26 protein-coding genes are annotated in these 26,369 nt (G+C 71.6%); 14 read left to right on the top strand and 12 right to left on the bottom strand.

Going from position 1 to position 26,369, the window contains the following annotated elements:
- The first annotated feature begins 6 nt into the window (after positions 1–6).
- Complete coding sequence (locus ACZOOI_RS09375) at positions 7–696, top strand: HAD family hydrolase (protein WP_395866234.1); 690 nt, start codon at positions 7–9, stop codon at positions 694–696.
- Positions 697–769: 73 nt separating this feature from the next.
- Positions 770–1,315 carry a DUF2087 domain-containing protein gene (locus tag ACZOOI_RS09370; RefSeq protein ID WP_391585169.1) on the top strand — a complete coding sequence of 182 codons (546 nt, stop codon included), beginning with the start codon at positions 770–772 and terminating at the stop codon, positions 1,313–1,315.
- Between the two features lie 65 nt (positions 1,316–1,380).
- Here ACZOOI_RS09370 and ACZOOI_RS09365 read toward each other — a convergent pair whose 3' ends face one another.
- Positions 1,381–2,157, bottom strand: a complete 777-nt coding sequence (locus ACZOOI_RS09365; protein ID WP_465280274.1) for a DUF4097 family beta strand repeat-containing protein — start codon at positions 2,155–2,157, stop codon at positions 1,381–1,383.
- Positions 2,158–2,391: 234 nt separating this feature from the next.
- On the opposite strand from ACZOOI_RS09365, the gene ACZOOI_RS09360 reads away from it, so the two are divergent.
- Positions 2,392–2,907 carry a DUF2231 domain-containing protein gene (locus ACZOOI_RS09360; RefSeq protein ID WP_465280273.1) on the top strand — a complete coding sequence of 172 codons (516 nt, stop codon included), beginning with the start codon at positions 2,392–2,394 and terminating at the stop codon, positions 2,905–2,907.
- An 18-nt stretch (positions 2,908–2,925) separates the two neighbouring features.
- Here ACZOOI_RS09360 and rsgA read toward each other — a convergent pair whose 3' ends face one another.
- Both rsgA and aroA read right to left on the bottom strand, forming a co-directional pair.
- Positions 2,926–3,966 carry a ribosome small subunit-dependent GTPase A gene (gene rsgA / locus ACZOOI_RS09355; RefSeq protein WP_391585166.1) on the bottom strand — a complete coding sequence of 347 codons (1,041 nt, stop codon included), beginning with the start codon at positions 3,964–3,966 and terminating at the stop codon, positions 2,926–2,928.
- A gap of 13 nt (positions 3,967–3,979) precedes the next feature.
- A complete protein-coding gene (gene aroA / locus ACZOOI_RS09350; RefSeq protein WP_465281154.1) occupies positions 3,980–5,257 on the bottom strand; it encodes a 3-phosphoshikimate 1-carboxyvinyltransferase in 1,278 nt (425 codons plus the stop codon).
- Positions 5,258–5,326: 69 nt separating this feature from the next.
- On the opposite strand from aroA, the gene ACZOOI_RS09345 reads away from it, so the two are divergent.
- From ACZOOI_RS09345 to ACZOOI_RS09325, 5 genes are all read left to right on the top strand, one after another.
- Positions 5,327–6,097 carry an SOS response-associated peptidase gene (locus ACZOOI_RS09345; protein ID WP_465280272.1) on the top strand — a complete coding sequence of 257 codons (771 nt, stop codon included), beginning with the start codon at positions 5,327–5,329 and terminating at the stop codon, positions 6,095–6,097.
- Positions 6,098–6,164: 67 nt separating this feature from the next.
- Positions 6,165–6,842, top strand: a complete 678-nt coding sequence (locus tag ACZOOI_RS09340; protein ID WP_465281153.1) for an alpha/beta hydrolase family protein — start codon at positions 6,165–6,167, stop codon at positions 6,840–6,842.
- A 148-nt stretch (positions 6,843–6,990) separates the two neighbouring features.
- Positions 6,991–7,626 (top strand): sigma-70 family RNA polymerase sigma factor, encoded by a 636-nt coding sequence (locus ACZOOI_RS09335; RefSeq protein ID WP_063744985.1) that lies wholly within the window; start codon positions 6,991–6,993, stop codon positions 7,624–7,626.
- On the top strand, positions 7,623–7,943 hold the full coding sequence (gene rsrA / locus ACZOOI_RS09330; protein ID WP_465280271.1) for a mycothiol system anti-sigma-R factor: 321 nt from the start codon (positions 7,623–7,625) through the stop codon (positions 7,941–7,943). Before ACZOOI_RS09335 ends, rsrA begins: the two co-directional genes overlap by 4 nt.
- 493 nt (positions 7,944–8,436) lie before the next feature.
- On the top strand, positions 8,437–8,652 hold the full coding sequence (locus ACZOOI_RS09325; protein ID WP_355535427.1) for a biotin/lipoyl-binding carrier protein: 216 nt from the start codon (positions 8,437–8,439) through the stop codon (positions 8,650–8,652).
- A 51-nt stretch (positions 8,653–8,703) separates the two neighbouring features.
- Here ACZOOI_RS09325 and bsaP read toward each other — a convergent pair whose 3' ends face one another.
- The 6 genes from bsaP to ACZOOI_RS09295 all read right to left on the bottom strand — a co-directional run bounded on the left by bsaP (position 8,704) and on the right by ACZOOI_RS09295 (position 14,059).
- On the bottom strand, positions 8,704–8,898 hold the full coding sequence (bsaP, locus tag ACZOOI_RS09320) for a biotin synthase auxiliary protein BsaP (protein ID WP_020557291.1): 195 nt from the start codon (positions 8,896–8,898) through the stop codon (positions 8,704–8,706).
- Between the two features lie 16 nt (positions 8,899–8,914).
- Positions 8,915–9,481, bottom strand: a complete 567-nt coding sequence (locus tag ACZOOI_RS09315) for a GNAT family N-acetyltransferase (protein ID WP_465280270.1) — start codon at positions 9,479–9,481, stop codon at positions 8,915–8,917.
- 23 nt (positions 9,482–9,504) lie between these two features.
- Positions 9,505–11,196: an acetolactate synthase gene (locus tag ACZOOI_RS09310; RefSeq protein ID WP_465280269.1), complete on the bottom strand. Its 1,692-nt coding sequence runs from the start codon at positions 11,194–11,196 to the stop codon at positions 9,505–9,507.
- Positions 11,197–11,344: 148 nt separating this feature from the next.
- The gene (bioB, locus tag ACZOOI_RS09305) at positions 11,345–12,379 is read right to left on the bottom strand and encodes a biotin synthase BioB (protein WP_465280268.1); all 1,035 of its coding nucleotides are present in this window, start codon (positions 12,377–12,379) and stop codon (positions 11,345–11,347) included.
- A gap of 5 nt (positions 12,380–12,384) precedes the next feature.
- Positions 12,385–13,110, bottom strand: coding sequence for a dethiobiotin synthase (gene bioD, locus ACZOOI_RS09300; protein ID WP_465280267.1), 726 nt, complete (start codon positions 13,108–13,110; stop codon positions 12,385–12,387).
- Between the two features lie 163 nt (positions 13,111–13,273).
- Positions 13,274–14,059, bottom strand: coding sequence for a GntR family transcriptional regulator (locus ACZOOI_RS09295; protein WP_391585159.1), 786 nt, complete (start codon positions 14,057–14,059; stop codon positions 13,274–13,276).
- 323 nt (positions 14,060–14,382) lie between these two features.
- Here ACZOOI_RS09295 and ACZOOI_RS09290 point away from each other — a divergent pair, with 323 nt between their 5' ends.
- From ACZOOI_RS09290 to ACZOOI_RS09270, 5 genes are all read left to right on the top strand, one after another.
- Positions 14,383–15,675 (top strand): extracellular solute-binding protein, encoded by a 1,293-nt coding sequence (locus tag ACZOOI_RS09290; protein WP_465280266.1) that lies wholly within the window; start codon positions 14,383–14,385, stop codon positions 15,673–15,675.
- Between the two features lie 244 nt (positions 15,676–15,919).
- Positions 15,920–16,900, top strand: a complete 981-nt coding sequence (locus ACZOOI_RS09285; protein WP_465280265.1) for a carbohydrate ABC transporter permease — start codon at positions 15,920–15,922, stop codon at positions 16,898–16,900.
- Positions 16,897–17,730 (top strand): carbohydrate ABC transporter permease, encoded by an 834-nt coding sequence (locus ACZOOI_RS09280; RefSeq protein WP_465280264.1) that lies wholly within the window; start codon positions 16,897–16,899, stop codon positions 17,728–17,730. Before ACZOOI_RS09285 ends, ACZOOI_RS09280 begins: the two co-directional genes overlap by 4 nt.
- Positions 17,731–17,736: 6 nt before the next feature.
- Complete coding sequence (locus tag ACZOOI_RS09275; RefSeq protein ID WP_465280263.1) at positions 17,737–19,203, top strand: glycoside hydrolase family 3 protein; 1,467 nt, start codon at positions 17,737–17,739, stop codon at positions 19,201–19,203.
- Between the two features lie 388 nt (positions 19,204–19,591).
- Complete coding sequence (locus tag ACZOOI_RS09270; protein ID WP_465280262.1) at positions 19,592–20,662, top strand: SIS domain-containing protein; 1,071 nt, start codon at positions 19,592–19,594, stop codon at positions 20,660–20,662.
- 1,004 nt (positions 20,663–21,666) lie between these two features.
- On the opposite strand, the gene ACZOOI_RS09265 is transcribed toward ACZOOI_RS09270, so the two are convergent.
- From ACZOOI_RS09265 to ACZOOI_RS09255, 3 genes are all read right to left on the bottom strand, one after another.
- A complete protein-coding gene (locus tag ACZOOI_RS09265; RefSeq protein WP_465280261.1) occupies positions 21,667–21,942 on the bottom strand; it encodes a DUF4235 domain-containing protein in 276 nt (91 codons plus the stop codon).
- A gap of 73 nt (positions 21,943–22,015) precedes the next feature.
- Complete coding sequence (nagA, locus tag ACZOOI_RS09260; protein ID WP_465280260.1) at positions 22,016–23,170, bottom strand: N-acetylglucosamine-6-phosphate deacetylase; 1,155 nt, start codon at positions 23,168–23,170, stop codon at positions 22,016–22,018.
- Positions 23,171–23,551: 381 nt separating this feature from the next.
- Complete coding sequence (locus tag ACZOOI_RS09255; protein ID WP_465280259.1) at positions 23,552–24,730, bottom strand: 8-amino-7-oxononanoate synthase; 1,179 nt, start codon at positions 24,728–24,730, stop codon at positions 23,552–23,554.
- Between the two features lie 78 nt (positions 24,731–24,808).
- Here ACZOOI_RS09255 and ACZOOI_RS09250 point away from each other — a divergent pair, with 78 nt between their 5' ends.
- A complete protein-coding gene (locus ACZOOI_RS09250) occupies positions 24,809–26,278 on the top strand; it encodes a sensor histidine kinase (protein ID WP_465281152.1) in 1,470 nt (489 codons plus the stop codon).
- Positions 26,279–26,369 lie beyond the last annotated feature (91 nt).

Raw genomic sequence — 26,369 nt, 5'->3', positions numbered from 1 at the left:
TTCGGCATGACCGATCTTGTACGCAGCCGTCCGCCCGCTTTCGTCTTCGACCTCGACGGAACCCTCGTCGACAGCGTCTACCACCACGTCATGTCGTGGCAGGAGGCGCTCAGCGAGGCCGGCATCGACCTGGCGATGTGGCGGATCCACCGCAAGGTCGGGATGAGCGGCGGATTGTTCGTCAAGGGCATCCAGCGCGAGACGGGCATCGACCTCTCGCCCGAGCAGGTGGAGGCGCTCACCGACGCGCACGGGCGCAACTACGCCGCCCGGGTGCCGTTCGTGGAGCCGCTGCCCGGGGCCCCGGAACTGCTGCGCCACCTCACCCGGGTGGGCATCCCGTGGACCATCGCCACCAGTGGGCGGCGGGCCGGCGCCGAGCCGATGCTGGCCAAGCTCGGCGCGCCCGCCGACCTGGCGATGGTCACCCGCGACGAGGTCGCCCGGGCCAAGCCGGATCCCGACCTGTTCCTGGCCGGCGCGGCCAAGCTCGGGGTGGACCCGGCGCAGTGCGTGGTGGTCGGGGACAGCATCTGGGACCTGCTGGCCGCGCGCCGGGCGGGCTCGCTGGGCGTGGGACTGCTCTCCGGTGGCTACGGTGCGGACGAACTCGAACGCGCGCACGCCTTCCGGGTCTACGACGAGCCGGGCGACCTGCTGGCGCACATCGACGAACTGGGCGTACGCGGCGACTGAGATCGCGCATGCATCCGGGTGATCCTGCTCGGCAAGCCGTCCCGGGCGGCGTCGAAAGTCCTACCCTTGAGCCATGGGTCCGGCCGACGAACCTGCGGAACTGCTCCGTCTCCTCGCCGACGACGCCCGATTGAAGGTGTTCGCCGCGCTGGTCCTGGAGGCACATCTCAGCTCCGAGATCGCCGATCGGGCCGGGCTGCCGCTGCGGGACACGATCAAGGTGCTGGCCCGGCTGGAGTCCGTCGGTCTGGCCGCGCGGGCCGGCGACGGCTGGCATGCGTGCCCCGAGGCGCTGGCCCAGGCCGCAGCGGGCATGGGCGAGGAGCCGGACGACGCGTTCGCCGACCGCGGCCCGGCCGAGGCGGCCGTGTTGCGCACCTACCTCACTCGGGGCCGGGTCCGGCAGTTGCCGGTACAGCGGGCCAAGCGGCTGGTCGTGCTGGATCACGTCGCGGGCAGCTTCGAACCCGGTGTGCGCTACGACGAGGCCGAGATCGAGGAGACGCTGCGCCGGTTCATGGACGACCATGCCGCCCTGCGCAGACACCTCGTGGACGAGGGCTTCCTGGGCCGCGAGGGCGGGATGTACTGGCGTACGGGCGGGTCGTTCGTGGTCTGAACGACCCGCCGAGGTGCGTCGGACGCTTCCCACGCACCGGACACTTCCCACGCACCGGACACTTCCTAGCGGACCGGCGCCCGGTCCATGTCGATGCCGCCGTTGTCCGTGCGGACGTCGATCTCGCGGTTCGAGCGCGTGTCGTTGCCGATCTCGTTGCGCACACCGCCGTTGTCGGTGGCGGTGGACACTCGATAGCTGTTCTCGTCGTCCGGAACGCTGATCCGGACCCCGCCGTTGTCGGTGCGCACCTTCACGTTCGTGGGCGGGGTGTCGAAACGCAGCCGGACGCCGCCGTTGTCGGTTTGCACCAAGACCCGGTCGGCGCTGACCCGGGACACGCCGATGCCGCCGTTGTCGGTGCTCAGGCTCAGATTTCCGACGCTGTCGTCGACGCCGATGTGCCCGTTGTTGGTGCTGAACTCCATGTCCTGGCGCAGCCCGCTCGCGTTGATCGAGCCGTTGTCCGCGGAGACCTTGAGCGGGATGTCGAGCGGGATCTTGATCTTGTACGACCCGCCGCAGGCGATGCCGAAGATGCCCGGGCAGTTCAGCCGCAGCTTGAGCCGGTCGCCCTCCAGCGTCCAGCTCGGCTCGGGGCCGTTGACGCTGTCGGTGATCCGTCGGTCCACGGTGATCTTCCCCGGTTCGCCCCGTTCGAGGGTGACCCCGCCGTTGTCGGTGTCGATGACCAGGTTGGCGGAGCCGATGGTGAAGACCTTCGTGGCGTGCACATCGTGGGCGGAGAGCAGGGTGATCCCGGTCCACGCCGCCAGCAGGATCCCTCCGAGGGTGAACACCCCACCGAAGAAGATCAGTGACGTCCGTAGCGGCCTTTTCATGACACTCTCCCCGACAGGTGATCCGAAGCTGCCCAAACTGTATGAGCGGCCGCCCCGGGGACGGCATCCGGCGGTCACCCGAACCGGAGGTAGGGCTGTCCCCCCTGAACGGACCGTGACCGAGCCGGCGGCGCGGGTGTTCGGCGCGCACTGAACCCGGGCAGGGGGAGAGCCGTTCCCCTGTGCGAGGGTCGTGTTTCCCCTCGGGCCCCGACCGTTTAGGAGAACCGCTTCATGTTCGACACCGTCTCCGGCCTGCCCCTCCACGTCCTGGTCGTGCACTTGGCGGTGGTCGTCGTGCCGGCGGCGGCGATCGCGAGCGTGCTCGTGGCGGCCCGTCGTCCGTGGCTGCTGCGCGCCGGGTGGTGGGTGGTCGGCCTGGACGCCGTCGCGGCGCTGACCACCTTCGTCGCGAAGGAGAGCGGCGAGAAGCTGCTCGCCCGGCTGGACCGGCTCACCGAGGGCCAACGGGCCGCCGCGGTACAGACCCACGTGGATCGGGGCGCGGACATGCTCTGGTACACGCTCGGCCTGCTCGGCATCACGCTCGTGCTGCTGCTGGTCGCCCGGCATCGGGCCGCCGCGACCTTCCGGCCGCGGACGATACCGCCGATCGTGGTTCCGATCGTGGCCGTGCTGACCGTGGTGGCCGCGGTGTTCGCGGTCGTCCAGGTGGTGCGGGTGGGCGAATCCGGATCCAAGGCGGTCTGGCACGACACGGTGGAGAACAGCCTCGCGGCACCGCGCTGACCCGAACGGCGCCGGTCGTCAGTCGCCCTCGTCGCGCTCGCGAGTGCTCAGCAACCGGCGCAGCGAGTACAGCCGGGCCGGGTCCGCGTGGCCGGCCTCGACCCACGCGTCGAGTGCGCAGTCCGGTTCGTCGTGCGAACACGCGCGCGGACACTCCTCGGTGCCCGCGGCGAGGTCGGGGAAGGCGTTGATCACCCGGCTGAGGTCGACGTGGTTGAGGCCGAACGAGCGCACCCCCGGGGTGTCCACGACCCAGCCCTGGTCCTCGCCGGCCTCGAAGACCGGCAGCCGCAGGGTCAGCGCCGACGTGGTGGTGTGCCGGCCACGGCCGGTCACCTCGTTGACGTGACCGACCGCCCGCTGGTGGTCCGGCACCAACTCGTTGACCAGGGTGGTCTTGCCGACGCCGCTGTGTCCGACGAAGACGGTGATCTTGCCGGCCAGGCGGGCGCGGATCGGGTCGAGGTCCCAGTTCGACTCGCTCCTGGTGACCACGTACTCGACGCCGAGCGCGCCGTACATCTCCAACAGGTCGTCGGGCGAGGCGAGATCGGCCTTGGTCAGCACGAGCAGCGGTTCCAGGCCCGCGTCGTAGGCGGCGACCAGGCAGCGGTCGATCAGGCGCGGACGCGGCTCCGGATCGGCCAACGCGGTGACGATCGCGAGCTGGTCGGCGTTGGCCACGATGATCCGCTCGTACGGGTCGTCGTCGTCCGCGGTGCGGCGCAGCGTGCTGCGGCGCTCCTCGACCCGGACGATCCGGGCCAGCGAGCCGTCCTCGCCGCTGAGATCGCCGACGATGGCGACCCGGTCGCCGACCACGACGCCCTTGCGGCCCAGTTCGCGGGCCTTCATCGCGGTGATCGAGCGGTCCGGGGCGTCCTCGTCCTCCAGCAGGCACGTGTATCGGCCGCGGTCGACGGTCAGCACACGGCCCTCGCGGGCGTCCTCGTGCTTGGGCCGGGTCCGGGTGCGCGGACGCGAACCGCGCTTGCCCGGACGGATCCGGATGTCGTCCTCGTCCAGGTCCTTGCGTCGGTTGGAGCCGAGTCCCGCCATCGTCCCGGGCCCCTCAGCCGCGTCGCGCGGTCAGCATGCGCGTCCACATGCCGGTGAAGTCGGGCAGGGTCTTCGCGGTGGTCTCCACGTTCTCCACTTCCACGCCCGGGACCAGCAGGCCCAGTACGGCGGCCGCGGTGGCCAGCCGGTGGTCGTCGTAGGTGTGGAACACTCCGCCGTGCAGCGGACGGGGCCGGATCTCCAGGCCGTCCTCGATCTCGTTCACGTCGCCGCCGAGGTCGTTGATCTCCTTGACCAGCGCGGCCAGCCGGTCGGTCTCGTGCAGGCGCAGGTGGGCCACGCCGGTCAGCCGGCTGGGGCCGTCGGCCAGGGCCGCGACCGCCGCGATCACCGGGGTCAACTCGCCGACGTCGTGCAGGTCCGCCTCGATGCCGTGCACCGCGCCGCTCCCGGTCAGGGTCAGGCCGGCCGGGGTGAGCGCGCACGAGCCGCCCATCGCGGTGAAGATCGAGCGCAACCGGTCACCGGGCTGCGTGGTGTACTCCGGCCAGTCCCGCACGGTCACCGAACCGCCGGTGACCAGCGCGGCGGCCAGGAACGGACCGGCGTTGGACAGGTCCGGCTCGACCACCATGTCGCGGCCGAGCAGCGCGCCCGGGGCGACCCGCCACACGTTCGGCTCGGCGTCGTCCACCCGGGCACCGGCCGCCCGCAGCATGTCCACGGTCATCGCGATGTGCGTCATCGACGGCACCGAACTGCCGGTGTGCCGGACCTCGACGCCGAGATTGAAGCGCGGCCCGGACAGCAGCAGCGCGCTGACGAACTGCGACGAGGAGGACGCGTCGATGTGCACCACGCCGCCCTCGACCCCGCCGCCGCCGAGCACGGTCATCGGCAGCCGGGCCTCGCCCTCGTCGTCGATCCGGGTGCCCAGGTCGCGCAGCGCGTTGATCACGCCGTCCAGCGGGCGCTCGTACGAGCGCGGGTCGCCGTCGAAGCGCACCGGCCCCTCGGCGAGCGCGGCCACCGGCGGCAGGAAGCGCATCACGGTGCCCGCGTTGCCGCAGTCCACGGTCGCGGGGCCGGTCAGCCCGCCGGGCAGCACGTACCAGTCCGCGCCGCGGTCCTCGATCACCACACCGAGCGCACGCAGGCCGGCCACCATCAGCAGCGAGTCGCGGCTGCGCAGCGGGCGGCGGACATAGCCGGGGCCGTCGGCGAGCGCGGCCAGCACGAGGGCGCGGTTGGTCACCGACTTGGACCCGGGCACCTCGACGGTGGCGGTCACGGGAGCGGAGGCGACAGGGGCAGACCACAACGCAGACATCACGTCCCAAGCCTAGTCGTTCGCGGCCCCGCCCCCGATTTTCCTTCCGTACGTGGCACCCTGGACGCCATGTGTGGCCGGTATGCGTCCAGCAAGAGTCCCGATGACCTCGTCGAGATCTTCGAGGTCGATCGGTTCGACCCCGCGGACGAGCTTCCTCCCGACTGGAACATCGCGCCGACCAAGCAGGTGTACGCCGTCCTGGAACGCCCGGTCGAGTCCGGCGGCGCGCCCGCCCGGCAACTGCGCCCGGTCAAGTGGGGCCTGGTGCCGTCCTGGGCCAAGGATCCCGGCATGGGCGCCAAGATGATCAACGCACGGTCGGAGACCGTGCACGAGAAGCCGGCCTACCGCAAGGCGTTCGCCGCCCGGCGGTGTCTGCTGCCGGCCGACGGCTACTTCGAATGGCACACCCCGGAGACCGCGCCGGACGGCCCCAAGGGCGCCTCGCGCAAGCAGCCGTATTGGATCCACCCGGCGGACGGCACCGAGGTGGCCTTCGCCGGGCTGTACGAATGGTGGCGCGACCGCAGCCGGGCCGACGACGACCCGCTGGGCTGGTTGTGGACCTGCACGATCCTCACCCTGGACGCCGATCCCGAGCTGGCCCGGATCCACCACCGGATGCCGCTGGTGCTGACCCGGGACAAGTGGGACGGGTGGCTGGACCCGGCGTGGACCGAGCCGGAGGAGGTCCGCGGGCTGCTGGTGCCCCCGCCCACCGGGTTCATGACGGCGCACCCGGTCTCGACGGACGTCAACAACGTCCGCAACAACGCACCGCACCTGCTCGAAGCGATCCCCGAGGACGAGGTCACCGTTGACGCGACGCTCTTCTGACCGAGCCGACGGGGCCGGCGGGGTCGGCCCGGTCGCCGAGGCTGCCGCGGACCCGGCGGCCGCCGCGGTGGGGCCGGATGCCGCCGGGCCGCCGGAGGTGTTCGAGGTGGCGACGCCGGTCGGCGTCGCGCGGGTGACCCTGCGGCGCGCGACGACGGTGTCGGCCCGGGCGTGGTTCGTGGCGAGCCACGGCGCGGGCGGCGGGATCGAGGCGCGCGACCTGGCCGCGCTCGCCGCGGCGCTGCCCGCGCGCGGCATGCATGTCGCCCTGGTCGAGCAGCCGTGGCGGGTGGCCGGTCGGCGACTGGCCCCCGCGCCCAAGACCCTGGACGCGGGCTGGCTTCCGGTGCTCGCCGAGATCGCCGGGCGCAACCCGCAGGGTCTGCCGGTGTTCGGGTCCGGCCGCAGCGCCGGCGCCCGGGTCGCGTGCCGCACCGCAGGTGAGACGGAAGTGGCGGGTGTGGTCGCGCTGGCCTTCCCGCTGCATCCACCCGGACGGCCGGAGCGTTCGCGCTTGGCTGAACTGCTCGGCGCCGGCGTGCCGACCCTGGTCGTCCAGGGCGAGCGGGACGCCTTCGGCGGGCCGGACGAGTTTCCGGCGGACGGTCCGACCGTGCTGCGGGTGCCGTTCGCGGACCACGGATTCGCCGTCCCCAAACGCGCCGAGATCACCCAGGAAGCGGCGTTGTCCCTGATCACAGCGGGTGTCGGCGATTGGCTGGTGGCCGCGAGCACGCGGGAATGATCCGTGTCGGCGACGTGTTCCCCCAACTGTCAAGCGTCGACGAGTGGAGGTCGCTCCCATGCTCAAGGCCGCCGGTTCGGTTGTCCGAAACGAGGCACCGTTTCTCGCCTGGCCCGAGTGGGGTGCGGGCACCGACCAGCCTCGGGCGATATCGTCGACTCCTGGCTTGAAGGAGGTGGGTCTCGTACCGGAGACCTTGGAGCAGCAAGACGCGCGGTTCGAGCGGGACGCCCTGCCGTTCCTCGATCAGTTGTATTCGGCGGCGTTGCGGATGACCCGCAACCCGGCGGATGCCGAGGACCTGGTCCAGGAGACGTTCGCCAAGGCGTACGCGTCGTTCCACCAGTTCAAAGAGGGCACCAACCTCAAGGCCTGGCTGTACCGCATCCTGACCAACACCTTCATCAACTCCTATCGCAAGAAGCAGCGGCAGCCGCTGGAATCGCATGCGGAGGAGATCGAGGACTGGCAGCTGCACCGCGCCGAGTCGCACATGTCCACCGGACTGCGCTCGGCCGAGGCGCAGGCGCTCGACCACCTGCCCGACTCCGACGTGAAGACGGCTCTGCAGGCGATCCCGGAGGAGTTCCGGATCGCGGTGTATCTCGCCGACGTCGAGGGCTTCGCGTACAAGGAGATCGCGGACATCATGGGTACTCCCATCGGGACCGTGATGTCGCGCCTGCACCGCGGGCGGCGCCAGCTTCGCGATCTGCTGGCCGACTACGCACGTGAGCGCGGCCTCGTCCCCGCAGGCACCGACCGGAAAGGCTCGGACTCATGAGCTGCGGTGACCACCACGAGGTGGATTGCTCCGAGATCCTCGGGCACCTGTACGAGTACATCGACAACGAGCTGGCGGACGCGGACTGCACCAGCATCCGCACGCACCTCGACGAATGCTCGCCGTGCCTGGACAAGTACGGCCTGGAGCAGCAGGTGAAGGAGCTGGTGCACCGCTGCTGCGGGCGCGACGAGGTCCCCTCGGAGCTGCGTAACAAGGTGCTGGAGCGGATCAAACTGGTGCGCGTCGAGGTGGACGCGCAGCGGGCCTCGGTCGAGGAGAGCGTGGTCGAGATAGAGCGCCCGGGTCGCACCTGACGCGATCGGTGGGGCCCGAGCCGATCCGGCCGGGGCCTCGATCGCCGGGCGGATTCGAACGCCGCGCCGACGTCGGCGGGCTGCTGACCCGAACGAGCTGAAACAGGGGCGCATGGCCGGGAAGACCCGGGCATGCGCCCCTTCGCCGTTCCCGGCGCGGCCTGTTTTCGGTGGTCCGAGCGCCCAGCCGAGGAGTCGTATGCGCACGCTGCCGCCGGGCACCCGGAACCACGCGTGATCGTGCCGGCCGGGTCCGCGCCCGCGCGGTTCCTGCTGCCGTGGTCGGGCGTGGACATCGATCGACCGGGCGCGTCGGCGGTGTCGTTCGTCGCCTTGGCGGTCCGGTGGGTCGGTCGGGACGGGGAGCGCGGGAGGGCCCTGTCCGGCGGGACGGCCGCCGGGGACGGTTTCTCGTGATTGGATTTCGGGCGGGGCGCCATCGCGCCCGCGATACGTCGCAACGGCCCGACCCGGGCCCGAAGGAGGAACGACGATGGCCGAACAGGTCCTGGCGGAGATGGTGGCCAACGTGGCCAAGGTCGTCGCCCACGAGGGGGACACGGTCGAGGCCGGCAGCACCCTGGTCATCCTGGAGTCGATGAAGATGGAGATCCCGGTGCTCAACGAGTTTCCGGGCACCATCGCACGCATCACCGTCGCCGAGGGCGACGTGATCCAGGAGGGCGACCCGATCGCGGTGATCGAGTAGCAGCCCGGCGAAGCGCCCTGCCGGGGTAGCCGCGTCGGCCGACCGCGGGGGTCAGATCGACGTGAGCACGCCGTGCTCGACGCATTTGGCGGTCCAGCCGCGCGGGGTCACCTGAACGGTCATCCGTCGCCGGCACCGACCGCAATAGCGGGGTGGTTCGAGTTCGCGGCGCCGCACACAGTCGTCGTGCGCGGCGCCGGCAAGCTGTTCGCCGCAGTGGTCGCAGAAGGCTGCATCGGTGGTCACGGCCGTAGATTACGGCCTACTGGAGCTGCGGGGCCTCGCGCAGGTCCTTGAGGTAGCAGATCAGTTCCACCTCGGGCACCGGCCACCAGTCGCGCTCGGGTGCGCGGTGGAAGCCCATCCGCGCGTAGAGCCGGTGTGCGGCGCGCATGTCCCACACGGTGGAGATCGCGACGGCGGTGAAGTGGTACTTGCGGGCCCGCTCCAGGCACGCCTCCACCAGCGCCTCGCCGATGCCGCGACCGCGGGCGGCCGGGCTGACCGCGAGCATCCGGAACTCGCCCTCGCCCTCCCGGGAGACCTCCGCGTACGCACTGCCGGGCAGCACGAACGCCACGGTGCCCAGGATCTCGCCGCTGTTCTCGTCCACCGCCACGAGCAGTTCGGAGTTCTCCGCCCGGTGCGCGGCCTTGCGCAGATCGTTGACGTACTCCTGGTCGGCGGCGACGAGGCCCGCGTAGCCCGCGACGGTCACCTCTCCCACCGCTTCGTACTCCTCCGCACGTGCCTGGCGGATGCGGACGCCGGCCGGTGCGGGGTGGTGGTCGTGCGCTCGGGCCGCGGCGGCGGAAGGGGGAGGACTCATAGCCGTCCAGTTTACGCTGTGCATCACACGCCCATGGTCGTGCGCGGATAGACCGCCTCCGGATCGGTGAGCACGTTCAGCAGGTACGGCACGCCGGAGTCGAACGCCCGACGCAGTGCCGGGCCGATCCGCTCGGAGCGGGTGATCGTCTCGCCCGCGCCGCCCAGGGCGCGCACCACGTCGTCGTAGCGGGTGCCCGGGGTCAGGTCGGCGGCCACGTCGTGCCCGGACAACATGCGCGTCGGGTGCTTCTCCAGCGCCCAGCAGCCGTTGTTGCCGACGATCAGCACCACCGGCAGGCGGTGTCGGACCAGGGTGTCCACGTCCATCAGCGAGAAACCCGCCGCACCGTCCCCGAGCAGCAGCACGACCTGCGCCGAGGGGCGGGCCAGCCGGGCGCCCAGCGCGTAGCCCAGGCCGGTGCCCAGGCAGCCGTACGGGCCCGCGTCGAGCCAGCCGCCCGGGCGGGCGGGTTCGATGTACTTGCCCGCGAAGGAGACGAAGTCGCCGCCGTCGCCGATCACCACGGCGTCCTCGTCGAGCCGGCGGAGCAACTCCCCGTGCACCCGCGCCGGATGGATCGGCCGGCCGGCGCTGCCCAGAAGCGGTGCGTCGGACTGCGCGGCGGTGCGTGCCGCATCGCGCACGTGCGCGGCCCAGATCCGGTACATGCCGACCCGGCCGACCCGCTCCCACGCGGCGGTGAGCGCGTCGAACAGCGCGGTCAGGTCGGCGGCGAGCGTCATCGCGCAGTGTGCGTGCGCGGTCGGCCCCGCGGGTGCGTCGGTCAGGTGCACCACGCGGGCGGGGGCTCCGCCGCCCCGGCCGCCGAAGGTGCCGTAACCCAACCGGAAGTCCAGTGGCGCGCCCGCGACCAGCACCAGGTCGGCGCCGCCGAGGGCGGTCAGCCGGGCCCGACCGGCGAGCAGCGGGTGGCCGGCGGGCAGCACGCCGCGGCCCATCCCGTTGGCCACCACCGGTATCCCCATGGTCTCGGCGGCCCGGCGTGCGGCGTGCTCGGCGCCGCCGATCCACACGTCCTGGCCGAGCACCAGCACCGGTCGTGCCGCGCGGGCGAGCAGGTCGGCGACCTCGGCGACCGGATCCGGGTCCGGCAGCACCGGCGCCGGCGGCGTGGGATCCGGCAGCGACACCTCGGCGCGGTCGTAGAGCACGTCCATCGGCACGTCCAGGAAGACCGGACCCCGGTGCGGACTGTTCGCCAGGGTCAGCGCGGCGTCCACCTCGGCGGTGATCCGGTCGGTGTCGTGCACGGTCGCCGCACGCTTGGTGATCGGCGCCAGCAACGGCGGATGGTCGAGCTCCTGGAGTGCCCCCGAGCCCCAGCGGAACGCGGGTGCACGTCCGCCCAGCACCAGCATCGGCGAGCCGTTGAACCAGGCGGTGGCCACCGCGCTGATCCCGTTGGTGACGCCGGGACCCGCGGTCAGCACGGCCAGGCCGGGCCGGCGGGTGAGCTTGGCGGTCGCCTCGGCGGCGAACACGGCGGTCTGCTCGTGTCGTACGTCCACCACCCGCATCGGCGGCGCGGCGCCGGCCGCGGCGTCGTAGAGCGGGAGGACGTGCCCTCCCGAGAGCGTGAACATCGTGTCGATGCCGTGCGCCCGGGCGGCGGCGACGGCCAGCGTGCCGCCGTGCCCCTCGACCGTGCGGTCGGCGTGATCTCGTTCCTCGGCCCCTCGTCGTGTGCGCATGCCCGACCTCCGTCGCCGTGGACACGGCGGGCCCCGTGCCGCAGGGAAACCTATCCGCGTGCGCTACCGGTCAGTAAGAGGCGACCGCCGACGGCCCCGGATCGGTGCGGGCCGTCGGCGGGTCGGGGCGGCCTTCGCCGCGCCGGCACTACAACGTCTGGTTGAGCGCCTTGACCGGCATGCTCAGTTCCTTGAGCAGCTCCAGGTCGGCGTCCGCGGCGCGGCCCAGGGTGGTGAGGTAGTTGCCGACGATCACCGCATTGATCCCGCCGAGCAGGCCCTCGCGGGTGCCCAGGTCGCCGAGCGCGATCTCCCGGCCGCCCGCGTAGCGCAGGATGGTCCGGGGGAGGGCGAGCCGGAAGGCGCCGATGATCTTGAGCGCCTCGCGCGGCTCCAGCACCTCCTGGTCGGCGAACGGGGTGCCCGGGCGCGGGTTGAGGAAGTTCAGCGGCACCTCGTCCGGCTCCAGCTCGGCCAGCTGACCGGCGAACTCGGCGCGCTGTTCGGCGGACTCGCCCATGCCGACGATGCCGCCGCAGCACACCTCCATGCCCGCCGCGCGCACCATCCGCAGGGTGTCCCAGCGCTCCTCCCACGTGTGCGTGGTGACCACGTTGGTGAAGTACGACTTCGCCGTCTCCAGGTTGTGGTTGTAGCGGTGGATGCCCATCTCGGCGAGCTCGTCGACCTGCTCCTGGGTGAGCATGCCCAGCGACGCGGCGATGTTGATGTCGACGGCCTCGCGGATCGCCGCGACGCCCTCGCGCATCTGCTTCATCAGGCGCTCGTCCGGGCCGCGCACCGCGGCCACGATGCAGAACTCGGTGGCACCGGTCGCGGCGGTCTCCTTGGCGGCCTCCACCAGCGAGGGGATGTCCAGCCACGCGGCGCGCACGGGAGAGGGGAACAGACCCGACTGGGAGCAGAAGTGGCAGTCCTCGGGGCAGCCGCCGGTCTTGACCGACACGATGCCCTCGACCTCGACCTCGGGCCCGCAGTGCCGGACCCGGACCTCGTGGGCGAGTTGGAGCAGCTCTTCGAGGCGGTCGTCCGGAAGTTCGAGCACGGCCAGCACCTGATCGGCGCTCAGGCCCTGTCCCCGGTCGAGGACTTGGCGCCGGGCCACGGCCAGGATGTCGTCGTTCACGGTCTGCGTACGGTCACTGTCGAGGGTTTCCGTCATGTCGCTCACCTTGCGGTCGGATCCTGTATGGCGCGGAACGCGGCCGGGTCGAAGGTACCGCCCAGGGCCGGCGACAAACTCGCGCGGGCGGTGAGCAGGAAGTCGGCGGGGTGCAGCGCACCCGCGCCGGCGGGCAGCACACCGGCCAGCGGCCGGGCGGCCAGGGTCTCCAGATCCCGGACGTTGCACCGCATCGCCAGGTCGGGCTCCGCGGGCCAGGAGCCGATCACCACGCCGACCAGATCCACACCCCGATGGGCCATCGACTCCAGGGTGAGCGCGGTGTGGTTGAGCGTGCCCAGGTCGGGCCGGGCCACCACCAGCGCGCCGGCCTTCAGCTCGTGGGCGAGGTCGGCGATCGTGGTGCCCTCGTCGTCGAAGCGCACGAGCAGGCCGCCCGCGCCCTCGACGACGACCAGGTCGGTCTCCTTGGCGAGTGCGCGGACCCGGTCGGCCACGCCGTACAGATCCACCGGCGGCAGGCCGGAGACCCGGGAGGCGGCGGCGGGGGAGAGCGGGTCGGGATAGCGCGAGTACTCGTGCAGATCGGTCACCCCGGCCAGGCGCCGCACGTCGGCGAGGTCGCCCGCCTCGTTCGGCCCCACACCCGTCTGCGAGGCCTTGACCACGGCCACCGTGCCGCCCCGCACCGCCGCGATCGCCGCGACGGCCGCCGTGACGATCGTCTTGCCCACCCCGGTGTCGGTACCGGTCACCACGAGAACGCTCATGGCGTGAGCCTAGGGCGTGGCTTCGATCCCCCGCCGAGCACCACGACGCCCGGCACCGCACCTCGCCACCCCGGGGAAACACCCGAATGGAACCGCGGCCGGGCGGCCCGGGTGGAACCGGGCCGTCCGGCCGATGGCATGCGCACGGGCGCGGTGCCCGGTCTCACTCCTGCGGGCGGCGCAACCGGGCGACGAACTTGTACCGATCCCCCCGGTACACGGAACGGACCCACTCGACCGGCTCGCCGTCGGTGTCGAAGCTGTGTCGGGACAGCAGCAACAGCGGCAGACCCACGTCGGTGCCCAGCAGCCCCGCCTCGCGCGGGGTGGCCATCGCGGTCTCGATCGTCTCCTCGGCCTCGGCCAGGTGCACGTCGAAGCCGGCCGACAGGGCCCGGTACAGCGAGTTGTGCTTGGCCAGGTGCTTGCGCAGGCCCGGGAAACGTTTGGTGGACAGGTGCGTGGTCTCGATCGCCATCGGCTCGGAGTTGGCCAGCCGCAGGCGCTCTATCCGCAGCACCCGGTTGCCGGGCCGGATCGCGAGCCGCTCCGCGAGGTGGTCGTCGCACGTGATGTAACCGATCTCGATCAACCGAGAGGTCGGCTCCAGGCCCTGGGCCTGCATGTCCTCGGTATAGGAGGTCAGCTGGAGGCTCTGCGCGACCTTCGGCTTGGCCACGAAGGTGCCCCGGCCCTGGGCGCGCTCCAGCCGGCCCTCGATGACCAGTTCCTGAAGGGCCTGTCGCACCGTGGTGCGGGAGATGTCGAACTGCGCCGCGAGGGTGCGTTCCGGCGGCACGGGCGTGCCCGGTGGCTGGGTGTTCGTCAGCTCCTGAAGATGGCGCTTGAGGCGGTAGTACTTCGGCACGCGCGCGCTCGGCTCGAGACCGGGGTCGCCTCCTGCCGTCACACTGTCCGCCGCGGTTGTGATCGCGTGTTCCGCCGTCACCGGTGCCCTCCTGACACGTCCGGTCCCCATCGTGGCACGACCACCGATCCCCCCAGGACCAGGAGCGCGGATGTCGGTCCGATAACGGCGCGGGTTCGCCGTCTACGGAACCTTGACACCCCAATTGGTCTATGCCAACCTCCGAAATGGTCTAAACCATTGATGGTCACCGCGCAACCCTCGTCCCTGGTGCGTCAGTGTTTTCCCATTCGAGTCCCCTCCCCAGTGGGGGACTCGGTCGGTCCGCGCACCACACGGATCCGACGGGGGACATCGGCAACTCCATACCGAACTGCGGTGCCCGACATCCTGAGGAGGATGTAGTGAAGCGTCGTCTTCTCGTCGCGGCCGGTGTCGCGGCGGCGCTGACCGGTGTTGCCGCTTGTGGATCCGACAGCAGCGATGACAAAAAGGACAACAAGCCGGCGGCTTCCAACGCGCCTGCTGCGGCCAACGGCAAGACCGTTCGGGTCTGGCTGATGAAGGGCTCCGCACCCGACGACTACATCGCCGCACTCAAGGCGAAGTTCGAGGCGGACCACCCGGGCGCCAAGCTGGACGTGCAGATCCAGCAGTGGAACGGCATCGGCCAGAAGATCACCGGTGCGCTCGCCAGCAACGACGCCCCCGACGTGATCGAGGCCGGCAACACCCAGATCGCCCAGTACGGCGCCTCGGGCGGTCTGAAGGACCTCAGCTCCAAGGTCACCGAGCTCGGCGGCAAGGACTGGCTGACCGGCCTGTCCGAGCCCAGCAAGGTCGACGGCAAGACCTACGGCATCCCGTTCTACGCCGCCAACCGCGTCGTGATCTACAACAAGGAGCTCTTCGCCAAGGCCGGCGTGCAGCCGCCGAAGACTCGCGCCGAGTGGATCGAGACCACCAAGAAGCTCAACACCGGCGACCAGCAGGGCATTTACCTGCCGGGCCAGAACTGGTACTTCTACGCGGGCCTGCTCAAGGACGAGGGCGCGGACATCGCGACCAAGTCCGGCAGCGCGTGGAAGGCCAACCTGGACGGCGCGCCGGCCACCGCAGCGTCCGCCTTCTACAAGGAGCTCCAGGCGCTCGGCAAGGCCGCCAAGGACGGCGACGAGAAGACCCAGCCCGAGGTCGTCGCGGCCGACGGCGGCAAGATCGCCCAGTTCATCGCCGTTCCGGCCGAGGCCGAGACGATCATCAAGTCGAACCCGGCCCTGAAGGACAAGTTCGGCTTCTTCCCGATCCCGGGCAAGGACGCGAGCAAGGCCGGTGCCGCGCTGACCGGCGGTTCCGACCTGACGGTCCCCGAGGCGTCGAAGAACCAGGACCTGGCCTACGACGTCATCAAGCTGATGAACAGCGACGAGTGGCAGACCAAGCTCGCGCAGGCGACCAAGCAGCTCCCGAACAAGACCACCCTCGCCGGCGCCGTCACGGCCGACCCGGGCGGCGCAGCGATGATGGAGGGCGCGAAGAACGGCTTCGCCACCCCCAACTCGCCGAACTGGGCCTCGGTCGAGGACAACAACCCGATCAAGGCGTACCTGACCAAGGTGATGACCGGCACCGACCCGGCCGCGGCCGGCAAGGAAGCCAACGCGTCGATCGAGAAGACGCTGAACACCAAGAACTGACGTGACGCGTGCACCCGAACCGCCGAGCGGATCGGGTGAAGCGCAGTCGGGCCGAACGGTCGGTTCCCGCCGCGGGGCACTCCCCCGGGGCGGGACCGGCCCGGCCCACCCGGCGCGGCTCGCCGGCGGACCCCCGTCGCCGGCTCCGCGCTCTCGCCACGTCCCGCCACCGGGCCGGACGGGCCGGAGACCCCCGACACCGAACAACGGGAAGGCAGCTGTGTCAGCCTCCAAGGCAGATGCGGTGGTCGCGACACCTACGCAGCCCCCGCGCAACCAGGCGCCCTCCGGCGCCAGACGCGCAACGAAGCCCCCACGCAAGCCGTCGGGGATCGTCAAGTCGGTCACCCCATACCTTCTTGTCGCGCCCGCGATCCTCGGGATCGTCTTCCTGCTGTTCTATCCGGTGGTCCGGAACGTCATGTTGTCGTTCCAGCATTACCGCTTCAAGCAGCTGATCTCACGATCGGCCGACTACGTCGGCTGGGAGAACTACCAGGAGATCCTCAAGGACAGCGAATTCTGGGAAGTCACCCGCCGTACGTTCTACTTCACCGCGGTCAACGTCGTGGCGATCATGGTGATCTCCACGCTGTGCGCGCTGATGCTGATGAAGCTCGGCAAGTCCATGCGCATCGTGGTGCTGATCGGCCTGGTCGCCGCCTGGGCGACCCCGGTCATCGCCGCGACCACGATCTTCAAGTGGCTCTTCCGCTCCGACAACGGCGTGGTCAACTGGGCGCTGGTCAAGCTCGGCTTCGACTACGAGGGCTACACGTGGTTCGGGCACGCCGGATCCACCCTGACGGTGGTCACCCTGCTCATCGTGTGGCAGTCGATCCCCTTCGCGACGCTGACCCTGTACGCCGGTCTGACCACGGTCTCCACCGACATCTACGAGTCGGCCCGCCTCGACGGCGCAGGCCCGGTGCGGATCTTCAGCTCGATCACCTTCCCGATCCTGCGCCCGATCTTCGCGCTGGTGGCCTCGCTCGAAGTGATCTGGATCTTCAAGTCCTTCGCCCAGATCTGGGCGATCGCGGGTGAGAACGGTCCGATCAATGAGGTGCGCACGCTGCCCGTGTACGCCTACCAGCAGGGCATGTCGGCCAAATTGTTCGACATGGCCGGGGCGATCTCCACGATCACCGTGGTGATCCTCGCCGTAATGCTCGTCTTCTACTTCCGTCAGATGTTCAAGCAGGAACGGGAGGCCGACAAGTGAAGGCGCGCACCCTGAAGCGGATTCCGCTCAACATCGCGGCGCTGCTGGTATTCGCCGTGTCGATCTTCCCGGTCTACTGGATGATCCTCACCGCGTTCAAGCCGGCCAAGGACATCCAGTCGGCGACGCCGAAGTTCCTGCCCAGCTCGATCTCGTTCCACAACTTCGACACCGCGACCAGCGAGCCGCACTTCTGGGACTACTGGCGCAACAGCCTGTTGGTCGCGGGCGTGGGCGTGCTCCTGGCCCTGGTCGTCGCGTGCTTCGCCGCGTTCGCGGTGGCCCGGATGCAGTGGAAGGGCCGGGCGCCCTTCATCCTGATGGTGTTCATCGCGCAGATGGCGCCGTGGGAAGCGCTGATGATCCCGATGTACCTGATCGCGCGCGACAACGACCTGCTCGACTCGCTGCCGATGCTCACCGCGATCTACTTCGTGATGACGCTGCCGTTCTCGATCGTGACCCTGCGCGGCTTCCTCGGCGGCATTCCGGTCGAGCTGGAAGAGGCCGCACGGGTGGACGGCTGTTCGCGGTTCACCGCGTTCCGCAAGATCGTCTTCCCGCTGCTGGCTCCGGGTCTGCTGTCCACGTCGCTGTTCGGCTTCATCACCGCGTGGAACGAGTTCGCGTTCGCCAACGCGCTGCTGCTGAACAAGCCGGAGCAGCGCACGCTGCCGACCTGGCTCAACTCGTTCAGCAACGGAATCACCATCGACTGGGGCGCCATCATGGCCGCCTCCACCCTGTTCATGCTTCCGGTTCTTGCGATTTTCCTGGTCCTGCAGGGCAAGGTCACCGGCGGTCTCACCTCCGGCGCGGTAAAGGGCTGATCGACCATGTCCGAACGTCTCGAGCGCCTCGCGCTCGCCGTCCTGCAGCCCGGGTTCGACGGCCTGACCGCGCCCGGGTGGCTGCGGCACCACATCGCCGGCGGACTGGGTTCGGTGGGCCTGTTCGGTCGCAACATCGCGACCCCCGAGCAGGTCACCGCCCTGACCGAGGAACTGCGCCGGGAGAACCCCGACCTCGTCGTCGCGATCGACGAGGAGGGCGGCGACGTCACCCGCATCCACGTGAACACCGGCAGCCGTTGGCCGGGCAACCTGGCGCTCGGCGTGGTGGACGACACCGCGACCACCGAGGCGGTCGCCCGCGGGCTGGGCCGTGAGCTGGCCGCGTGCGGCGTCAACCTCAACTGGGCGCCGTCGGCCGACGTCAACTCCAACCCGGACAACCCGATCATCGGCGTGCGGTCCTTCGGGTCCGACCCCGAGCTGGTCGCCCGGCACACCGCCGCGTACGTGACCGGCCTGCAGGCCGCCGGCGTGGCCGCGTGCGTCAAGCACTTCCCCGGCCACGGCGACACCGCGATGGACTCGCACCACGGGCTGCCGCGCGTGGACGCCTCGCGCGAGACGCTGGCCGCGCGCGAGCTGGTCCCGTTCCACGCGAGCATCGCGGCGGGCAGCAAGGCGATCATGAGCGCGCACATCGTGCTGCCCGCCTACGACACCGAGCTTCCCGCGACGTTGTCCCGGAAGATCATGACCGGGCTGCTGCGCGAGGAACTGGGCTACACCGGCCTGATCGTCACCGACGCGATCGAGATGGGCGCGATAGCCGACACCTACGGCATCGCCGACGGCACCGTGCGGGCGATCGCGGCCGGCGTCGACGCGGTGTGCGTGGGCGGCGGGCTGTGCGACGAGGAAACCGTGCTGCACCTGCGCGATGCGCTGGTGAACGCGGTCCGCGAGGGCCGGCTCGCCGAGGAGCGCCTGGCCGACGCGGCCACCCGGGTCCACGAGCTGGCCACGTGGGCCAAGGTCGGCGCGGCCGAATCGGTCGACTACGCGCTCGGCCTGGACGCGGCCCGCCGCGCGGTCCGGGTGACCGGCACGGTGACGCCGATCAGCACCCCCGCACACGTGGTCGAGCTGTCGCCCACCGCCAACATCGCGGTCGGCGAGCAGACCCCGTGGGGCATCGCCCCGGTCCTGACCGAGGCCCTGCCCGGCACCACCGTCACCCGGGCCCGGACCGCCGAGCCGCAGCTGATCGACGACGTGCTGCGCGCGGCGACCGACCGCCCCCTGATCCTGGTGGTCCGCAACCTGGACCACCACGAGTGGGCCGGCGAAATCGTGGCGAGCCTGCTCGCCGCGCGGCCGGACGCCGTCGTGGTCGAGATGGGCATCCCCGGAGCTGCCACTCCGGGCACCGCCCACCTCGCCACGCACGGCGCCGCCACGGTCTGCGGCATCGCCGCCGCCGAGATCCTGACCGGCCGCCGGCTGGGCTGACGGCCCGGATCGACCCGGAGCGTCGACTGGCACGATGCGTCCGGACGCTGTGAACCCGTTCGACACGATGCGTCCGGACGCCGTGAACCGGCGCGACACCGGCGGGCCGGAGACTGGGGGTCGGGCATCGGGGCCGGGCCCTCCGGGGCTGGGCATCGGGAGTCGGCAGCCAGGGGCTGGGTAGACGGAGCCTGGGCGGGGAGCCGGGCGCCAGGCGAGGCCGGGCACCAAGGGCCTGCGTGTGTGCGTGGATTGTCCGGAGCCATCCGGGTTGTCGTGCCGGGCTGAGCGAAGCCCGCGCGGCGCCGCGAAAAATACTGCAAACACTCATGCACCACAGCAAGCAACCACCGCAAAGCACCACATGAAACCAACGGAAGGCCGCACCATGTCCGCCACCGACGACCGTGACGCCCTGGGACCCGACCGGGGCACCATCATGTCCGCCGAGATGGCGGAGCAGCCTGCCGTCCTGCGCCGGATCCTGGCCGAGGGCGCTCCGACGATCCGGGCCATCGCCGCCGAGATCGCCGCGCGCAACCCGCGCTTCGTGCTGCTGACGGCGCGCGGGACCAGCGACAACGCCGCGCTGTACGCGAAGTACCTGATCGAGGTGCTGCTGGGCAAGCCGGCCGGGCTCACCTCGATGTCCACGACCACCGCCTACGGCGCGGAGCCGGACCTGACCGACTGCCTGGTGATCACGGTCTCCCAGTCGGGCGGCTCGCCCGACCTGGTCGCCTCCACCGAGGCGGCCCGCAAGGCCGGCGCGATCACCCTCGCGGTGACCAACAACCCGGACTCGGCCCTGGCCGCCGTCTCCGAGTTCCACATCGACGTGCTCGCCGGCCCGGAGAAGGCGCTGCCGGCGACGAAGACGTACACCGCGGAACTGCTCGCGCTGTACCTGTTCGTCGAGGGCCTGCGCGGTGGCGACACCTCGCCGGCCGACCTGCTGCCCACGCTGGCCCAGGACGTCCTGGACCGCCGGCACGAGGTCGCCGAACTGGCCCAGCGCTACCGCTTCGCGCAGCGCCTGGTGATCACCTCGCGCGGCTACGGCTATCCGACGGCGCGGGAGGCCGCGCTCAAGATCATGGAGACCAGCTACATCCCGGCCCAGCCCTTCTCCGGCGCGGACCTGCTGCACGGGCCGCTGGCCATGGTCGACAACGTCAGCCCGGTGATCGCGGTCGTCCCCGACGGCAAGGGCGGCGACGCGCTCCAGCCGGTCCTGGAGCGACTGCGCGGCCGCGGTGCGGACCTGATGGTGATCGGTACGGCCGACCAGGTCGCCCGGGCCTCGGCCGGCTTCGTCCTCCCCGGGGGCGTGGCCGAGGAGGTCCAGCCGATCCTGGAGATCATCCCCCTCCAACTCCTGGCCTACGAGGTCACCATGGCCCGAGGCCTCGACCCGGACGCCCCCCGCGCACTCGCGAAGGTGACGGAGACCCACTGAGCTCGTGGCCACATGGCCCTGATGGGCCCGCCCGACCCGGGTTCGGCGGTTGCGGTGCTCGTGGCCACGTGGCCCTGATGGGTCTGCCCGGTCCGGGCCCGGCGGTTGCGGTTGCGATGTGGGTGGCTTGGGTTGTGTACCCACCCGCTCCACCCGTTGCGTTTGGTGCGGAGGTTGGGGTTTCAGGGGCGTCGAGGGGGCCTGCTCTGGCCCGGCGGCCCCCGGTGTGGTGAACGGTCGTTGGGTGGATTGGCTGCGGGGAGCGACCGGGCTTCCCCGGGGCCGCCGAGCTTGGTGGACTCCTGGCGCGTCAGCGCCCCCGACTCGGGTGAGACCTCGTGATCGACGCGCGAAGTGCGGAGAGCGGCGGAGCCGCGAAACCAAGACTTCGTGGCCCGGAGCGAAGCGGAGGGACACGAAGTCACGAGCGAGGGGCCGCTTTTTTCTCGGAGGAGCGAAGCGGGGGAGAGAAAAAAGTGGTGCCTCGGGAGCCGGCGCCGAAGGCGCCCAACAAGCAGCAACGCCGCACCCCCGACTCCGGCCCGCCCGCTTCGCCGCGCCCGCGATCCGGGTCGGCCCGCTTCGTCGCGCCTGCGACTCCCGCCCGCCCGCTTCGTCGCGCCTGCGACTCCCGCCCGCCCGCTTCGCCGCGCCCGCGATCCGGGTCGGCCCGCTTCGTCGCGCCTGTGACTCCCGCCCGCCCGCTTCGCCGCGCCCGCGATCCGGGTCGGCCCGCTTCGTCGCGCCCGCGATCCGGGCCGCGCCCGCTTCGCTCTGCCCGCGCCTCGGGTCGCCTGGTTCGCCGACCCGCGTCTCGAGCAGGCCCGCGTCGTCGCGCGCACGTCCCGAGCAGGCCCGCTTCGCTGCGCCCGCGTCCCAGGCCGCGCCTGCTTCCCCGTGCCCCCGACCCCGGTCGGGGCCCGGCTCCTCGTGCCCGTGATCCGGGCGCGCCGGCCTCGTAGCGCTTCCGCCGCCCGCCGCCCGCCGCCGCCGCCCCGCCTGTGTTACTTCCTCGGCCAAGACCCCGTTGCGTGTTCGAAGCCGAGGGCGCTTGCTCGTTGTACTGCGGTGCGGGTGACGGCGAAGATGGCGCCCTCGATGGCGGCGGCGAGGAGGATTTCGGGCCAGCCCTGGTCGCGTTCCCAGGCGTCGGGTGGGTTGTCCCGGCCGGTGATGGTCGTCCATGCCCGGTCGACGAGCTTTCCGGCGAGCAGGCCCGCGCCGATGCCGGCGAGTAGGCCGAGCGGGCGATAGGGCAGCGCTTTGGCGGTCTTGTTCATGTCCTGCGGCTGCCCTGGGAGGGACGGTCCACGCCGGTGGGTTGTCGGCGAGGGGTGTGCGGGAGCGGAGCGGTCAGATGTCCGCTTCGTACGCCACCACGCCGCCGACCCAGGTCTTGAGGACCCGCCAGTCGTCGCTCCACCAGACCAGGTCGGCGGCGGCGCCCGGGGCGAGGCGGCCCAGGTCGGTGCGGCCGAGGGCGTCGGCGGGGACTCGGGTGGCGCAGGTGAGGACGCGGGCCGGGGGATTGCCCAGGGCGATCAGGTTGCGGACGGCGAGGTCCAGGGTCAGCGCGGAGCCGGCGATCGTGCCGTCGGGGTTGCGCGGGACGTCGCCCTCGACCAGGGTCACGTCGACGTCGCCGAGGCGGTAGCGGCCCGGCGGCATGCCCGCGGCGGCCATCGCGTCGGTGACCAGCGCGGTGCGCTCGCCGGCCACGCGCAGGACCAGCGAGCAGACCGGGCCCACCACGTGGTGCAGGTCCGCGATCAGGCCGGGGGTCAGCCGCGGGTCGCTCAGCGCCGCGCCGACCACGCCCGGTTCGCGGTGGCCCAGGCCGCGTTGTGCGTTGAACAGGTGGGTGACCATGGTCGCGCCCGCGTCCGCGGCGGCGGACATCTCGGCGGCGGTCGCGTCCGTGTGTCCGGCCGAGACTCGGATCCCCGTGGCGACGATGCGTCGAATGGCCTCGAGCGCACCGGGAAGTTCGGGCGCCAGGGTGATCATGGTCAGCGCCTCGCGGACGGTGTCGTCCAAGAGCAGGCGGTCGACCAGTTCGGGGGTGGGCTCGCGCAGGTACTGCGGCGGGTGGGTGCCGGCCCGGGCCGGGGACAGGAACGGCCCCTCCAGGTGCACTCCCAGGTCGCGCGAGATGGGCTCCAGGGCGAACTTGGCGCGCAGTTCGGCGGCCCGCACGAGCGCCGCGGTGAGCGTGTCCAGGTCGCCGGTGATGAAGGTCGGGCAGAACGCGGTGACCCCGGTGGACGGGAGCTTCGCGGCGACCTCGCGCCACGCGGTCGCGTCGGCGGCCACGAAGTCGTGCCCGAACGCGCCGTTGAGCTGGATGTCGACCAGGCCCGGAGTGAGCACGCCGTGCGGCAGTCGGATGGCGTCGGGGCCGCCGGGGCCCTCGGTCACGCCGGTGATCCGACCCTGCTCCAGACCCACCTCGGCGGGGCCGACGAGCGTCCCGTCCACAAGCACGCGAGGTGCCCCAATGCCGGCCACGCGTGCCTTCCTTCCCTGCGGGACCGCTACGCGGCCGAACGTTCGGCGGCCTCCCGGTGCGGGCCGGGAGGCCGTCGCCCATTTTGGTTCAGACCAATCCTAGTTGTCTAGACCAATGTCGAGGGACATGCCACGTATATGGGCGGTTATCGGGTCACGGGATGGCAAACCGCAGTACTCATGCAGTGGCAGGCTGCGGCGCCCCCCAGAAGCCGGCGATCACCGCGCCCACGAGACGGCGACCGCGGTGCGCCTACGAGCCCCGGCGCCCCCGAGCCCCGACACGTACGAGCCCCGGCGTCCCCGAGCCCCGGCGCCCCCAAGTCCCGGCACCCACGAGCCCCCGACCGCGGCGCCCCCCGATCCGCCCTACCGCGACGCTCACGTGGTGGCCGACCGCAGCGCCGCCACCGCGCGCGACACGTCGGCCGGCGTCAGGTCCGCGCGCGCGGCGAGGCGCAGTCGGGAGATGCCGTCCGGGACGGACGGCGGTCGGAAGCAGCCGACCAGGACTCCGGCCTCGGCGCAGCGCGCCGCGGTGTCGAAGGCGAGTTGCGCCTCGCCGATGAGCACGGACGCCACCGCGCCCTCGGGTTCGGTCACCCGCAGACCCGCCTCCCGGGCGCCCGTCGAGAGCGCACGTGCGTTCGCCCGTACCGCGTCGGCCAACCCCGGTTGCGCGCGCAGGATCCGCAGCGCCGCCAGCGCCGCCGCCACACACGCCGGCGCCAGCCCGGTGTCGAAGATGAACGGCCGTGCCGCGTCGATCAGGTGCTCGATCACCCGGGCGGGCCCGAGCACCGCACCGCCCTGTGAGCCCAGCGCCTTGGACAGCGTCGCGGTCAGCACCACGTCGTCGGCCCCCGCGAGCCCGGCCGCGTGTACCGCGCCCCGGCCGCCCGGGCCCACCACGCCGAGCCCGTGCGCCTCGTCCACGAGCAGAACGGCGCCATATCGCCGTGTGACGGCCGCAAGCTCGGCGAGGGGGGCGATGTCCCCGTCCACCGAGAAAATCGCGTCCACGACCACCAGGGCGCGTTCCTCGGCCCGTTCCGCGAGTACCCGAGCCACTGCCGGCACGTCCCGGTGCCCGGTGATCGCCACCCGGGCCCGGGAGAGCCGGCACGCGTCCACGATCGACGCGTGGTTGATCGCGTCCGAGACGACCAGGCCGCCCTTGCCGACCAGCCCGGCGATCACCCCGAGGTTGGCCAGGTATCCGGAGGAGAACACCAGCGCCGCCTCGGCGCCCATGTGGTCCGCGAGCTCGGCCTCCAACTCGGCGTGCAGCACGGTGGACCCGGTCACCAGCCGCGACCCGGTCGACCCGCCGCCCCACGTGCGCACCGCCCGCACCGTCGCCTCGACCACCCGTTCGTCGCGGGACAGGCCCAGGTAGTCGTTTCCGGCCAGATCCAACCCGCTCGCCGTCGCCTCGCGCGGCCGCAGCCGGCGGCGCAGACCCGCCTCGACCCGGTCCTTCGCGCGGATGTCCAGCCAGTCGAGCGGGTGACCGCCGCCGCCGAGCGGCTGCCGGGGAGTGGGCGATTCGGTGGACATCGATACCTCACAGGTGCGGCGACGTGGGGCGGCCAGGATCGCAGGCCCGATGGAAAGTACGCTGCGCGTGTGCCCTCCATGAACGATCTCGTCCGCCGCCACGGCGCGCTGCCCGCCGCCGACCTGGAGTGGCTGCACCTGCTCGTGTCCGAGTGGCAACTGCTCGCGGACCTGTCCTTCGCCGACCTGGTGTTGTGGGTGCCCACCAGCGACGGGCAGTACGTCGCGGTCGCGCAGATGCGGCCGAACACCGGCGCCACCTCGCATCAGGACGACCTGGTCGGCGACTTCGTCCCGCGCGGGCGGCGGCCGATGCTCGACGCGGCGCTGGACGAGGGCCGGATCGTGCGCGAGGGCGACCCGGAGTGGCGCGACGACGTGCCGGTGCGGGTCGAGGCGATCCCGGTCTCCCGGGAGGGCCGGGTGATCGGCGTCATCGCGCGCAACACCAACCTGCTCACCGCGCGCACGCCCAGCCGGCTGGAACTGACCTACCTCCAGAGCGCCGCGGATCTCGCGCAGATGATCGCCGCAGGGACGTTTCCGCACGCCGGTGAACTGCTCGACATGGACGCGTCGCCGCGCGTGGGCGACGGTTTGATCCGCCTCGACGCGGACGGCATCGTGCAGTACGCCAGCCCGAACGCACTCTCCGCCTACCACCGGCTCGGCCTGACCACCGACCTGGTCGGCTGCCACCTCGGCCGGATCACCGCCGAACTCGCGCCGCACGAGGGACCGGTGGACGAGGCCATCTCCGCGGTCGCCAGCGGCTGGGCCCCGCGCGAGACCGAGGTGGAGACACCCGCCGCGGTGGTGCAGCTGCGCGCCATCCCGCTCAAGCCGCGCGGGCAGCGGATCGGCGCGATCATGCTCCTGCGCGACGTGACCGAGCTGCGCCGGCGCGAGCGCGAGCTGATCACCAAGGACGCCACCATCCGGGAGATCCACCACCGGGTGAAGAACAACCTGCAGACGGTGGCCGCGCTGCTGCGCCTGCAGGCCCGGCGGATGGACGCGCCGCAGGCCCGGGCCGCGCTGGAGGAGGCGGTCCGCCGGGTCGGTTCGATCGCGATCGTGCACGAGACGTTGTCCCAGACGCTGGACGAGCGGGTGGACTTCGACGAGATCGCCGACCGGGTGTTGTCCATGGTCACCGAGGTCGCCGCGTCCTCGGTGCGGGTACGCACCGCCCGGCACGGGAACTTCGGCGAACTGATCGCCGAGACCGCGACGCCGCTGGCGATGGTGCTGACCGAGTTGTTGCAGAACGCCCTGGAGCACGCGTTCGAGGATCCCCGCTACACCGACCGCACCGGCACCCTGGAGGTGCACGCGGAACGGCGCGCGGAGCGCCTGCTGATCACCGTCACCGACGACGGGATCGGGTTGCCGGCGGATTTCGATCCGCAGGTCTCCGGCAACCTCGGTCTGCAGATCGTCCGCACCCTGGTCGGCAGCGAACTCGCGGGCCGTTTCGACATGGTGCCCAATCCGGCCGGCGGCACGATCGTCACGTTGGACCTGCAAATCCGGCAGCGCCGCTGAGCCCGGCCGCATTCGGCCGGCCGATGAATTCCCCGGCGCCGGGAAACGTCCGTACCACCAAAAGCAGTTGCCCCGCCCTGGTCCGACCGGA

This window comes from Embleya sp. L77, from assembly GCF_055557415.1.
Note: the sequence above shows the minus strand (reverse complement) of the source record. Positions and strands in the feature narration are given on the sequence as shown.